This is a genomic window from Mycobacterium sp. SMC-4, from assembly GCF_025263265.1.
GTDB lineage: Bacteria > Actinomycetota > Actinomycetes > Mycobacteriales > Mycobacteriaceae > Mycobacterium.
Window position 1 is genome coordinate 3,293,928 of the sequence record NZ_CP079869.1, and the last position, 12,371, is coordinate 3,306,298.

12 protein-coding genes are annotated in these 12,371 nt (G+C 68.7%); 6 read left to right on the plus strand and 6 right to left on the minus strand.

Features of this window, described 5'->3' with window-relative positions; all coding sequences use genetic code 11:
• Positions 1–26 precede the first annotated feature (26 nt).
• Positions 27–1,964, plus strand: coding sequence for an asparagine synthase (glutamine-hydrolyzing) (gene asnB / locus KXD98_RS15680; RefSeq protein ID WP_396881397.1), 1,938 nt, complete (start codon positions 27–29; stop codon positions 1,962–1,964).
• On the opposite strand, the gene KXD98_RS15685 is transcribed toward asnB, so the two are convergent.
• Positions 1,961–2,935: a carbohydrate kinase family protein gene (locus tag KXD98_RS15685; RefSeq protein ID WP_260759297.1), complete on the minus strand. Its 975-nt coding sequence runs from the start codon at positions 2,933–2,935 to the stop codon at positions 1,961–1,963. The genes asnB and KXD98_RS15685 overlap by 4 nt on opposite strands.
• Positions 2,936–3,153: 218 nt before the next feature.
• Here KXD98_RS15685 and KXD98_RS15690 point away from each other — a divergent pair, with 218 nt between their 5' ends.
• Positions 3,154–3,816 (plus strand): hypothetical protein, encoded by a 663-nt coding sequence (locus KXD98_RS15690; protein ID WP_260759298.1) that lies wholly within the window; start codon positions 3,154–3,156, stop codon positions 3,814–3,816.
• A 23-nt stretch (positions 3,817–3,839) separates the two neighbouring features.
• Here the strand turns inward: KXD98_RS15690 and KXD98_RS15695 are convergent, their stop codons facing one another.
• Positions 3,840–4,199 carry an iron-sulfur cluster assembly accessory protein gene (locus KXD98_RS15695; RefSeq protein ID WP_260759299.1) on the minus strand — a complete coding sequence of 120 codons (360 nt, stop codon included), beginning with the start codon at positions 4,197–4,199 and terminating at the stop codon, positions 3,840–3,842.
• Positions 4,200–4,290: 91 nt separating this feature from the next.
• Positions 4,291–5,355, minus strand: a complete 1,065-nt coding sequence (locus tag KXD98_RS15700; RefSeq protein ID WP_260759300.1) for a glycerate kinase — start codon at positions 5,353–5,355, stop codon at positions 4,291–4,293.
• A 98-nt stretch (positions 5,356–5,453) separates the two neighbouring features.
• Between KXD98_RS15700 and KXD98_RS15705 the strand changes: the two genes are divergently transcribed.
• From KXD98_RS15705 to KXD98_RS15715, 3 genes are read left to right on the plus strand one after another with little or no spacing between them, the layout of a single operon-like run.
• Positions 5,454–6,134: a DUF3043 domain-containing protein gene (locus KXD98_RS15705; protein WP_260759301.1), complete on the plus strand. Its 681-nt coding sequence runs from the start codon at positions 5,454–5,456 to the stop codon at positions 6,132–6,134.
• Entirely contained in the window at positions 6,131–7,186 is a 1,056-nt protein-coding gene (cobT, locus tag KXD98_RS15710) for a nicotinate-nucleotide--dimethylbenzimidazole phosphoribosyltransferase (RefSeq protein ID WP_396881401.1), read from the plus strand. Before KXD98_RS15705 ends, cobT begins: the two co-directional genes overlap by 4 nt.
• A gap of 3 nt (positions 7,187–7,189) precedes the next feature.
• The gene (locus tag KXD98_RS15715) at positions 7,190–7,921 is read left to right on the plus strand and encodes an adenosylcobinamide-GDP ribazoletransferase (RefSeq protein ID WP_260759302.1); all 732 of its coding nucleotides are present in this window, start codon (positions 7,190–7,192) and stop codon (positions 7,919–7,921) included.
• On the opposite strand, the gene KXD98_RS15720 is transcribed toward KXD98_RS15715, so the two are convergent.
• Both KXD98_RS15720 and gcvT read right to left on the minus strand, forming a co-directional pair.
• Entirely contained in the window at positions 7,914–9,029 is a 1,116-nt protein-coding gene (locus KXD98_RS15720; protein ID WP_260759303.1) for a branched-chain amino acid aminotransferase, read from the minus strand. The genes KXD98_RS15715 and KXD98_RS15720 overlap by 8 nt on opposite strands.
• Positions 9,030–9,084: 55 nt before the next feature.
• A complete protein-coding gene (gene gcvT / locus KXD98_RS15725; protein WP_260759304.1) occupies positions 9,085–10,182 on the minus strand; it encodes a glycine cleavage system aminomethyltransferase GcvT in 1,098 nt (365 codons plus the stop codon).
• A 41-nt stretch (positions 10,183–10,223) separates the two neighbouring features.
• Between gcvT and KXD98_RS15730 the strand changes: the two genes are divergently transcribed.
• Positions 10,224–11,741, plus strand: a complete 1,518-nt coding sequence (locus KXD98_RS15730; protein ID WP_260759306.1) for a leucyl aminopeptidase — start codon at positions 10,224–10,226, stop codon at positions 11,739–11,741.
• 113 nt (positions 11,742–11,854) lie between these two features.
• Here the strand turns inward: KXD98_RS15730 and KXD98_RS15735 are convergent, their stop codons facing one another.
• A complete protein-coding gene (locus tag KXD98_RS15735) occupies positions 11,855–12,211 on the minus strand; it encodes an oxidoreductase (protein ID WP_260759307.1) in 357 nt (118 codons plus the stop codon).
• Between the last annotated feature and the right edge of the window lie 160 nt (positions 12,212–12,371).

The following is a 12,371-nucleotide window of genomic DNA, read 5'->3' on the forward strand; positions in this document are numbered from 1 at the left end:
CCTCGCCGATTAGGCATACTGGCGCGGTGTGCGGACTGCTGGCGTTGGTGACCGACTCTGCAACTGAGGTGTCTTCGAGCACCGTCGACACCATCTCCGGGGCCACCGCGCTGATGCGCCATCGCGGCCCGGACGAGCCGGGCACCTGGCACGACGAGCGCGTGGTGCTGGGTTTCAATCGGCTCTCGATCATCGACATCGCCCACAGCCATCAGCCACTGCGCTGGGGCCCGCCGGAGGCACCGCAACGGTATGCGCTGGTGTTCAACGGCGAGATCTACAACTACCTGGAGCTGCGCGACGCGCTGCACGCCGAGTTCGACGCCGAGTTCCACACCGACGGCGACGGCGAGACGATCCTGGCCGCCTACCACCATTGGGGCACCGCCGCGTTGACCCGGCTGCGCGGCATGTTCGCCTTCGCGCTGTGGGACAGCGCCGAACAGGAATTGCTGTGCGCACGCGACCCGTTCGGCATCAAACCGCTGTACATGGCCACCGGCCGCGGCGGCACCGTGGTGGGCAGCGAGAAGAAATGCCTGCTGGAGGTCGCGGAGCCGCTGGGAATCGACCTGACGCTCGACGACAGGGCGGTGCAGCACTACACGGTGCTGCAGTACGTGCCAGAGCCCGAGACCCTGCACCGCGGTATCCGGCGGCTGGAGTCGGGCAGTTACGCACGTGTGCGTCCCGGGCAGACGCCGCAGATCACCCGCTACTTCACGCCGACGTTCGACGCGATCCCCTTCCCGGCCTCGGGGTCCGAACAGCAGCAGCGCTACGACGAAATCACCGCGGTGCTGGAGGACTCGGTGGCCAAGCACATGCGCGCCGACGTGACCGTCGGGGCGTTCCTGTCCGGAGGCATCGACTCGACCGCGATCGCCGCGCTGGCCATGCGGCACAATCCGCGGCTGATCACCTTCACCACCGGTTTCGAGCGTGAAGGTTTCTCAGAGGTGGACGTCGCGGTCGCATCGGCCGAGGCCATCGGCGCGCGCCACGTCACCAAGGTGGTCAGCCAAGAGGAGTTCGTCGCGGCGCTGCCCGAGATCGTCTGGTACCTCGACGAGCCGGTCGCCGACCCTGCGCTCGTGCCGCTGTTCTTCATCGCCCGAGAGGCGCGCAAACACGTCAAGGTTGTGCTCTCCGGTGAGGGTGCCGACGAGTTGTTCGGCGGCTACACGATCTACCGCGAGCCACTGTCGCTCAAACCCTTCGATTACCTCCCGCGCGGGTTACGCAAGTCGGTCCGACGGTTCGCCGACCCGCTGCCGGAGGGCATGCGCGGCAAGAGCCTGCTGCATCGCGGTTCGCTGACGCTCGAAGAGCGCTACTACGGCAACGCCCGCAGCTTCTCCGACGCGCAGCTGCGCGCGGTGTTGCCGCGGTTCCGGCCGGACTGGACCCATACCGACGTCACCGCGGCGGTGTACGCCCGGTCGCAGGGCTGGGATCCGGTGGCGCGGATGCAGCACGTGGACCTGTTCACCTGGCTGCGCGGCGACATTCTGGTCAAGGCCGACAAGATGACGATGGCGAACTCGTTGGAACTGCGGGTGCCGTTCCTGGATCCCGAGGTGTTCGCGGTGGCCTCCCGGCTGCCCTACGAGCAGAAGATCACCCGGTCGACGACGAAGTACGCGTTGCGCCGCGCGCTGGAGCCGATCATCCCGGCGCATGTGCTGCACCGACCCAAGCTCGGCTTCCCGGTCCCGATCCGGCACTGGCTGCGCGCCGGTGAACTACTGGACTGGGCGTACGCGACGGTGGCCGCCTCCGGAGCCGGTGACTATGTCGACCTGGCGGCGGTCCGGGCGATGCTCGACGAGCACCGCACCGGCGCCACCGATCACAGCCGCCGGTTGTGGACCGTGCTGATTTTCCTGCTGTGGTACGCGATCTTCGTCGACGAGACGGTCAGGCCCACCATCGGCGAGCCCAGCTACCCGGTGCAGCTTTAGGCAAGCGCCTCGGCGATGTCGGCGCCGGCCTGTGCGCCGTAGGCGTCGTTGAGGCGCGTGACCGCCGATTCTTTGTCCCACGACCATTCCTGCGGCCCCGGCGCCTCCAAGACCAAGGTGGCCACCATCGAGGCCAGCTGGGCAGCCCGCTCCAGGGACAGTCCCGCGTCGCGCCCGGTCAGGAAGCCGGCGCGGAACGCATCACCGATACCGGTCGGATCCTCTTTGTGCGTCTCGGGGACCACGTCGACGTGGACGAAGGTGCCGTCCCGGCCGACCAGGTCGACGCCCTTCTCGCCCAGCGTCGTGACCCGCAGCTGGATCTGGCCCATCACCTCGGCCTCCGACCAGCCGGACTTCTGCAGCAGCAGGTCCCACTCGTAGTCGTTGGTGAACAGATAGGTGGCACCGTCGATGAGGCGGCGAATCTCCTCGCCCGTCAGGCGCGCCAGCTGCTGGCTGGGGTCGGCGGCGAAGGCCAGGCCCAGCGATCGGCACTCCTCGGTGTGCAGGAACATCGCTTCGGGGTCGTTGGCGCCGATGATGACGAGGTCGGGAGCACCGGACTTCTCCGCCAGCTCGGCCAGCTTGATGTTGCGGGCCTCCGACATCGCGCCCGGGTAGAAGGACGCGATCTGGGCCATGTCCACATCGGTGGTGCACACGAAACGGGCCGTGTAGGCACTCTCGGAGACCAACACGTGGTCGCAGTTCACGCCGTGCGAGGTGAGCCAGGCGCGATATTCGTCGAAATCCGATCCGACCGCGCCGACCAGTACCGGATTGCTGCCCAGCACGCCCATCGCGTAGGCCATGTTCCCGGCGACGCCGCCGCGGTGCATCACCAGGTCGTCGACCAGGAAGCTCAGCGACACCTTCTGTAGGTGATCGGGAAGCAGTTGTTCGGAGAACTTCCCCGGGAAACGCATCAGATGATCTGTGGCAATCGATCCGGTTACCGCAATGGTCACGCAGTCCCACCCTTCATGTCTGTAGTCACCGGCTCGACGACCCGATGGACGAATCGGAGTTCACCCTAGTGTCGGTCCGCGCGCGCGGCTCGTCTCCCCCACCTGAGCGCCCTTGCGCACCCGAGGCACTGCCCGCGCTTGCGCTAACCTGCCTATGAGTGCCTGCGTGGTGCATCGAGAGACTTCCTGCGATCCTGCGACCCCTCGGGAGTACATGTATGACTGGTCCCTACCCGCCCCCATACGGCGCCGGACCAGCAGGCCCACAGGGCTATCCGCAGTCCTTCTCCCCACCGCAGTATCCGGCGGGTGCGCAGCCCTACCCGACCACCTTCGACCCCGGCTACCCGGGTGCGCTGCCTCCGCCGGTGCCCTATCCGCCCAAGCGGCGCAAGTGGTTGATCGGCGGCGTGGTGGCCGCGGCGGTGATCGCGCTGGCCGCCGGGCTGACCGCGGTGGCGCTCATCGGAGACGACAACGCGCCGTCGGCCACCGGACCGTTGACCGAGTCTTCCGCGCAGGCCGCCGTCCAGAACTACCTCGACGCGCTGACCAACGGAGATGCCGAGGCGGTGGCGCGACATACGCTGTGCGGGCTGTTCGACTCGGTGAAGGAGAAGCGGTCCGATCTGGCGCTGGCCAGCCTTTCCAGCGATGCGTTCCGCAAGCAGTACGGTTCCGCGCAGGTCACGTCGATCGACAAGATGGTGCGGTCCTCGCCCACGCAGGCCCAGGTGCTGTTCACCATGCGGGTGACGCCGCAGACGGCGACACGCAACCAATCCGGAGAGGTCGACGAGCAGGCTGTCGCGCAGGTGTTGTCGATCGATGACCAGGTGCTGGTCTGTTCGTACCTACCACGAACGGCCGGTCATTACTGACCGGCCGCGGTGGTTGAAACAGATCAGTTGAAGGAGTCGCCGCAGGCGCAAGAGCCGGTGGCGTTGGGGTTGTCGATGGTGAACCCCTGCTTCTCGATGGTGTCGACGAAGTCGATCGTGGCGCCCTGCACGTAGGGAGCGCTCATCCGGTCGACGGTCAGCTCGACGCCGTTGAAGTCGACCGTCAGGTCCCCGTCGAGGGTGCGGTCGTCGAAGAAGAGGTTGTACCGCAGGCCTGCGCAGCCGCCGGGCTGGACAGCGATCCGCAGCGCGAGGTCGTCACGGCCTTCCTGATCGAGCAGCGCCTTGGCCTTCGCGGCCGCGGCGTCCGTCAGGACCACGCCGTGTTGTGCCTGCACTGCCGACTCGTCCTGAACAGTCATGGAATCTCCTGTGTGGATGTACGTGGGTGAAGCCCCTCCTACCCGTGGCTCCACACGGTCAACGGTACCCGCTCGCGCCGCTATTCCCCATCTATCGCCACTCGGCGGCGACCTCGGCGGCCAGTGCGCAGAGCTGCTCGGCCGCCTCGTCGAGGGCCCGCTGGACCGAGCCGGCGTGCTCGGACAGCGAGTACGCGGCGGCGATACCGGCGTCGCGGGCGGCTGTCGACTCCAGCGCGACCTGCCCGGCCAGCACGAGAACGGGCAGGTCGCGGGCCCGCGCAGCGGCGGCCAGCGCGCTGACGACCTTGCCGTGCAGGGACTGGTCGTCGAACTTGCCCTCGCCGGTCACCACGACATCGGCGGTGGCCACGTCGTGCTCGAGTCCGGTGTGGGCGGCAATCACCGCGGCACCGGATTCCCGTCGCGCGCCGAGCGCCAGCAGAGCTGCACCAAGTCCACCGGCTGCGCCGGCGCCGGGTTCGTCGTGGATCGGCCGTTGCGCGGCCGCGTCGAGTTCGGCGGCCCAGCGGGTCAGCCTGTCCTCCAGGATTGCCACCGTCTCGGCGTCGGCACCCTTCTGTGGTCCGAACACTGCGGCGGCGCCCATGGCGCCGAGCAGCGGGTGTTCGACGTCACTGGCCGCGATCAGTTCGACCCCGGCCAACCGCTGCCGGGCAGCGGCCAACCCGCCCAGCACGTCGACCATGCCGCGGCCACCGTCGGTGCAGCTGCTGCCCCCGAGCCCGACCACCATTCGTCGGGCACCGGCAGCGAGCGCGTCGGCGATCAGCTGACCGACTCCCCTGCTGTGCGCCTCGAGGGCCGTTCGGACCGTCGGCGGCCCGCCCAGCAGCGCCAGCCCGCAGGCCTGGGCGCATTCGAGGTATGCCGTGACCGGTGGTCGGGTGTCGTCGAGCACCCAGTGGGCGATGACCGTCGAGTCCAGCGGTCCGCTGACCGTGGCGGTGCGCACCGTCCCGAGCCGGCTGGCCAGGACGTCGACGAAGCCGGGGCCACCGTCGGACTGCGGTGCCAGGATCAGCCGGTCCTCCGGTCGCGACGCCGCCCAGCCGGAAGCGATGGCATGCGCCGCGGCCACCGCGGTCAGGCTGTCGCCGAACGAGTCCGGTGCGATCAGCACGGAGCGACTCATCCCGGCAGACTATGACCTGATCAAGGGCTCTGCACGGCGACGGCGGCGTGACCGGCGGGGTTCGCTTGTCCCGGCATCGGGACAGTAACCTGGCAGGCGTGAAACTCCTGGGCCGCAACAACGACGATGCCGGCGACCCCGCGGATGACGGAAACTCCGGCACCGACGAGAACGCGCAGAGCGCCCGCTCCGGGCGTACGACCACCGCTCCCAAGGGCCGGCCGACACCGAAGCGCAGTGAGGCTGCGCGCACCCGCCGCCCGGTTGCGCCCGCGCCGATGACCACCGCCGAGGCGCGCAAGCGCCGCAAGGAGATGCGCGGGCCCAAGCTCTCACGCGACGAGAAGAAGGCCCAGCGCGCGGAACGCCGCGTGGTGATGAGTGAGCGTCGTGACCGGATGATGGCCGGCGAGGAGGCCTACCTGCTGCCGCGCGACAAAGGTCCGGTGCGCCGCTACGTGCGTGACATGGTCGATGCGCGCCGCAACCTGCTCGGCTTGTTCATGCCGTCGGCACTGTTCCTGATCTTCGTGATGCTTGCGGTGCCGTCGGTGGAGGTTCAGCAGCTGTTGTCGCCGGCGATGCTGTTGCTGGTCGTCGTCATGGTGATCGATGGCATCGTGTTGGGACGCAAGGTCAACCGCAGGGTGAACGAGAAGTTCCCGGACAACACCGAAACCGGCTTCAAGCTTGGGTTCTACGCCGCCAGCCGGGCCTCTCAGCTGCGCCGGATGCGCGCTCCGCGACCGATGGTCGAGCGCGGCTCACGCGTGGCGTGACGGCCTCGGTGTCCTATTTTCCCGCAGTCGCAGCACCGGACCAGCAGATCTCGGCAGCCGCGCGTACCCGGCAGGGCGAACTGACCAAGCCGCAGGGCGCGCTGGGCCGACTGGAAGACCTCTCGGTGTGGGTGGCCGCGTGTCAGGGTCTCTGTCCGCCGCGCCAGTTCGAACGCGCCCGGGTGGTCGTGTTCGCCGGTGATCACGGCGTGGCCTCGGCCGGGGTGTCGGCCTATCCGCCGGAGGTCACCGCGGCGATGGTGGCCAACATCGACGGTGGCGGTGCCGCGGTGAACGCACTGGCGACCATCGCCGGCGCCACCGTGCGCATCGCCGACATCGCCGTCGACACGGTCGAACCGTTGTCACCGGCGATCGGATCACATCGCATCCGTCGATCCAGCGGCAACATCGCCGTGGAGGACGCGTTGAGTCCCGACGAGGTCGTCGAGGCCATCGAGGCGGGTCGGAGCATCGCCGACGAGGAGGTCGATTCCGGAGCGGATTTGCTGATCGCCGGGGACATGGGTATCGGCAACACCACGCCGGCGACCACGTTGGTCGCCGCACTCACCGACAGCGAGCCGGTCGCTGTGGTCGGGCGCGGCACCGGCGTCGATGACGCCGGTTGGGTGCGCAAGACCGCGGCAATCCGCGACGCGCTGTACAGGACCCGCAGGCTGTCAGCCGATTCGGTTGCGCTGCTGCGGATCTGCGGCGGGGCCGACTTGGCGGCGATGGCCGGCTTCTGCGCTCAGGCCGCGCTGCGTAAGACTCCGCTATTGCTCGACGGCCTGGTGGTGACAGCCGCGGCGCTGGCCGCCGAGGGGCTGGCGCCCGGCGCGAAGCTGTGGTGGCAGGCAGGTCACCGTTCGACCGAACCCGCCCATTCCGTGGCCCTGGAGCATTTGGGGTTGACACCGATCGTGGAACTGGACATGCACCTCGGTGAGGGGACCGGTGCTCTGGTGGCCCTGCCGGTGCTGCGGGCCGCGGTGGCCGCGCTGGCTTCGATGGCGACCTTCCAGGAAGCCGGGATCAACGGGGGCTGAGACGTGATCCGCTCGGTCGTCGGCGCTTTCGCGTTCGCCACGGTGCTGCCCACCCCGAAGGCGCTGACCGCGTACGTCGGCCGCGGAGTGCTGACTGCGCTGCCGGTCGCGGGGTTCACCCTGGGAGCGTTGGCAGCCGCGCTGTGGTGGCTCGGCGGGCTGGCGTTCGGAGACCGAAGTGCGTTGGCGGGCGCCGTGGTGGTGGCGGCGCTGGCGCTGGCAACCCGCGGACTGCACATCGACGGGCTGTCGGACACCACCGATGCACTCGGCTGCTACGGACCGCCCGAGCGTGCGTTGGCGGTGATGCGCGACGGTTCAGCCGGCCCGTTCGGTTGCGCCGCGGTGGCGTCGGTGATCCTGCTCCAGAGTCTGGCTTTCGCACAGGCCACCGCGCTGGGAGTGCTCGTCGCCGTCGCAGCCGGCCGGGTCGCCGCCGTCGCGGCCTGCCGTCGCTCGGTGCCCGCCGCGGCGGGCAGTTCGCTCGGCCGACTGGTTGCGGGCACTCAGCCGTGGTGGGTGGCGGGTGCCTGGGTCGCGGTGGTGGCCGTGGTCGCAGTGTGGGCGTGTGACCGGTGGTGGCACGGACCGCTGGTGGTGCTCGTGGCGGTGTTGTGCAGCGTGGCGCTGGTGTCACACTGCGTACGCCGGTTCGGCGGCATCACCGGCGACGTGTTGGGCGCGGCGGTCGAGGTGACGACGACGGTCGCCGCGGTGGGCCTGGCGATCAGCTGAGCTGGGCCATCCAGCCATGGGTGTCGGCGAAGGTGCCGCGCTGGATCCCGGTCAGGGTGTCGCGCAGGGCCATGGTGATCTCGCCGGGTTCGCCGTCGGCAATGGTGAATTCGCCGCCCGACTCCCCGGCGCCGTACTTGACGTGTGACACCGGGGTGATGACGGCAGCGGTGCCGCAGGCGAACACCTCCGTGATCTCCCCCGCGGCGGCCTTCTTCTGCCATTCATCGACGTCGATCTTACGTTCCTCGACCGCGAACCCAGCATCAGTTGCCAACTGCAACAACGAATCTCGTGTGATTCCAGGCAGCAGCGAGCCCGACAACTCAGGGGTGACCAGCCGTGCGGTTCCGCCGCTACCGAACACGAAGAACAGGTTCATGCCACCCATTTCTTCGACGTAGCGGCGCTCCAGGGCGTCCAGCCAGACCACTTGGTCGCAGCCGTGCTCGGCGGCCTGAGCCTGCGCCTGCAGCGAGGCCGCATAGTTGCCGCCGAACTTGGCCGCACCGGTGCCGCCCGGCGAGGCGCGCACGTACTCGTGTGACAGCCAGACGCTGACCGGCTTGATACCGCGCGGAAAGTACGCGCCGGCCGGCGAGCCGATGACCAGGTAGCGGTACTCGAGGGCCGGGCGCACACCCAGGCCCGGCTCGGTGGCGATGATGAACGGCCGCAGATACAGCGATTCCTCCCCGCCCGCAGGCGGCACCCAGGCCTCGTCGACGGCGATCAGCTGCCGCAACGACTCGATGAACAGTTCCTGTGGCAGTTCCGGGATGGCAATGCGTCGCGCCGAGGCCCGCAGCCGGGCAGCGTTGGCCTCCGGGCGAAACGACACGATCGAACCATCGGCCCAGCGGTAGGCTTTGAGCCCTTCGAAGACCTCCTGCGCATAGTGCAGAACGATCGCCGACGGGTCGAGCTCGATCGGTCCGTAGGGCTGCACCCGTGCGTTGTGCCAACCCTTCCCGTCGACATAGTCGATCGAGACCATGTGGTCGGTGTGGTACTTGCCGAAGCCGGGGTTGGCGAGGATCCCGGCGCGCACCTCGTCACTCGCCGGGTTCGCGTTGCGATCGACGGTGAATTCGAGGGCGTCAGTCATGAGGGCGATTGTATATCCGCACCGCCAACGAATTTTGTGCCCCGACCCGCAGGCGTCAGCGCGTCCTGGTGTCGACAAACGGCGGCTTGACCACGTCGCAGTCGACCAGCCGACCGCGTACGTCGACGGCCACCCGGGCACCGTCGGCGATCTCGGCTTCGGTGTCGATCAGCGCCAGCGCGATGCCGACTTTCAGTGTGGGCGAGAAGGTTCCGGAGGTGGTGACGCCGACGGCACGGTCCCCGTCGACGACGTTGAGGCCGGCGCGCAGCACCCCGCGACCGACAGCCCGCAGCCCGCGCAGGGTCCGGCGCGGCCCGACCTGCTTCTCCGCCAGTAGCGCCTCGCGGCCCCAGAACGCGTCCTTCTTCCAGCCGACGGCCCATCCGCAGCGAGCCTGCACCGGTGAGATGTCGGACGACAGCTCGTGGCCGTGCAGCGGATAACCCATCTCGGTGCGCAGGGTGTCGCGAGCGCCCAGCCCCGCGAGTTCACCGCCGGCTGCCCGCACGCGGTCGACCAGAGCGTCGAACACCACGGCGGCCTCGTCCCAGGACGGCAACAGCTCGTAGCCGTGCTCACCGGTGTAGCCGGTGCGGCACACCCGGACCTCCACGCCGTCGAAGACGGCGTCGGCGAAACCCATGTAGTCCATGTCGGTGGGCAGGCCCAGTCCGGCGACCACCTCGGTGGAGCGCGGTCCCTGCACAGCCAGCACGGCGCGCGAGCGGTGCTCGTCGGTCACGGCGATGTCCGACGGCGCGTGCTCGCGCAAGGCCGCCACCACGGCGGCGGTGTTGGCGGCGTTGGGCACCAGGAAGATCTCGTCATCGGCGACGTAGTAGACGATCAGGTCATCCATCACGCCGCCCGATTCGGCGCAGCACAGGGTGTACTGCGCCTGACCGGGTCCGATGCGGCGCAGGTCATTGGTCAGCGTCGAGTTGATGAATCCGGCGGCGTCCGGGCCTTTCACCAGAGCCTTACCGAGGTGGCTGACGTCGAACAGTCCGACGGTGGTGCGGGTGGCGGTGTGCTCGGCCACGGTGCCGGTATAGGAGACGGGCATCAGCCAGCCTCCGAACTCGGCGAAGCTCGCACCGAGCTCTCGGTGTCGCTGTTCGAGGGGCCCGGCCAGCAGGTTGTCAGTCACGACCAACCACAGTAGTGGGCCAGTGGCTAGGGTGGTTGCCCGTGAGCACCGCAGCCGGTTACCAGTCCCCGTCCGTCACCGTCGCCAGCGCGCTGCCCGAGCGGCCGGCCGCATCGTCCGTCCTGGTCGTGCCTGTCGTCGGCTCAGGTGACGACGACGCCAGGGCCACGGTCGTCGACTCGGGATTCCTCAGCGCAGCCGGCATCGCCGAGATCGAGACTGCACTGGCGGCGCTGGCCGCCAAAGGAGGCGCCGAGCAGGTAACTCGCGTGGTGGCGCCGTCGCTGCCGGTCGACAGCGTGTTGGCGGTGGGGCTGGGTCAGCAACGCGACGACGTCGGGGCCGAAACCATTCGCCGCGCCGCCGGTGTGGCGGCACGCGCGCTGTCCGGTGTCGAGACGGTGATCACCACCCTCACCGCGCTCGACCTGGCCGCCGCTGTCGAGGGATTGATCCTGGGCGCCTATCGCTTCACCGAGTTCCGCTCGGACAAGACCGCGCCCAAGGACGCCCCGGTCGCGGCGGTCGTCGCGCTGAGCGCACTGCCCGATGCGCAGGCCGTTGCGGATCGGGCCGCGGCGATCGCCGGCGCGGTGGCCACCGCCCGCGATTTCGTCAATACTCCGCCCAGCCACCTGTACCCAGACGAGTTCGCCCGTCGCGCAAAGGTTTTGGGAGAGGCCACCGGCATGGAGGTGGAAATTCTCGACGAGGCGACCCTGGCCGAACAAGGATTCGGCGGGATCGTCGGTGTGGGCAAGGGTTCGGCGCGGCCGCCTCGACTGGTGCGGCTGGTGTACCGCGGTGCACCGGGCCAAGACGCCAAGACCGTGGCCTTGGTCGGCAAGGGAGTCACGTTCGACACCGGCGGCATCTCGATCAAACCCGCCGCCAACATGCACCACATGACCTCCGACATGGGTGGTGCCGCAGCCGTTGTCGCCACCGCGGTGCTGGCCGCCGGCCAACAGTTGCCCCTCAACGTCATCGCCACCGTGCCGATGGCCGAGAACATGCCGTCGTCGACCGCGCAGCGCCCCGGTGATGTGCTCACCCAGTACGGCGGCATCACCGTCGAGGTGCTCAACACCGACGCCGAAGGCCGGCTGATTCTCGCCGATGCGATCGTGCGGGCTTGCGAGGACGAACCGGACTACCTGATCGAGACCTCCACGCTGACCGGTGCGCAGACCGTCGCGCTGGGTGCCCGGACACCCGGGGTGATGGGCAGCGACGAGTTCCGCGACCGCGTGGCCGCGCTCTCCCAGTCCGTCGGCGAAAACGCCTGGGCCATGCCACTACCCGACGAACTCAAGGACGACCTCAAGTCCACGGTGGCCGATCTGGCCAACATCAGCGGGTCGCGCTACGCGGGCATGTTGGTGGCCGGTGTGTACCTGCGGGAGTTCGTCGCCGAGAACGTGCAGTGGGCCCACATCGACATCGCGGGGCCGGCCTACAACTCGAACGGACCCTGGGGGTACAACCCCAAGGGCGGCACCGGCGTACCGACGCGCACGCTGTTCGCGGTGCTCGAAGACATAGCCGTGAACGGCTGATCAAGCTCCAGCCGTGAACGGCTGATCAAGCTCCAGCCGTGAACGGCTGATCAAGCTCCAGCAGTGAACGGCTGATCAAGCTCCAGCCGTGAACAGCTGACCGCGGAGCATGTCTAGCGGTCCATCTCCTCGCGGGCCGCGCGCTTGCGCTCGATACGCTGCCGCGCGTCGAAATCCCGCATCCGCTGCGGATACCCGACCTTCTGCACGTCATAGACGGGGATGTTCAGCTGTTTGGACAGCCGCCGGGCCCCGGCGTCACCTCCGGCGCGGCGCCGCGTCCACTCACCGTCGGCGGCGACCAGGACCACGGTGACCTCGGTGACGGTCGTCTTCGGCTCCACAAAGGCTTCCACCCCGGTGTGCTCGGCGACCCAACGCTGCAGGTAGCGCAGATCGGCTGCCGGGTCGGGTCCAGAGGTGGCTTTACGCGAGCGGCGCCGACCACCGAACCTGTCGAACAGTCCCACCGCGTGCGCTCCTCTCTGTCCGGACCCGACTGACGTCGACCGCCCCACAATTCGATAGTGCCAGAGCAGCCAGAACCCATGTCCGCGGCGAAACGTGTGAGTAGACGTGACAGGATGGGTAACGACACTTCAACCACCTGCGACTGACCGTGCAAGGGAG

Excerpts from the sequence above, each read along its gene's own strand:
- KXD98_RS15690 (WP_260759298.1), top strand. The coding sequence starts at position 3,154 with ATGACTGGTCCCTACCCGCCCCCATACGGCGCCGGACCAGCAGGCCCA.
- KXD98_RS15695 (WP_260759299.1), bottom strand. The coding sequence starts at position 4,199 with ATGACTGTTCAGGACGAGTCGGCAGTGCAGGCACAACACGGCGTGGTC.
- KXD98_RS15700 (WP_260759300.1), bottom strand. The coding sequence starts at position 5,355 with ATGAGTCGCTCCGTGCTGATCGCACCGGACTCGTTCGGCGACAGCCTG.
- KXD98_RS15720 (WP_260759303.1), bottom strand. The coding sequence starts at position 9,029 with ATGACTGACGCCCTCGAATTCACCGTCGATCGCAACGCGAACCCGGCG.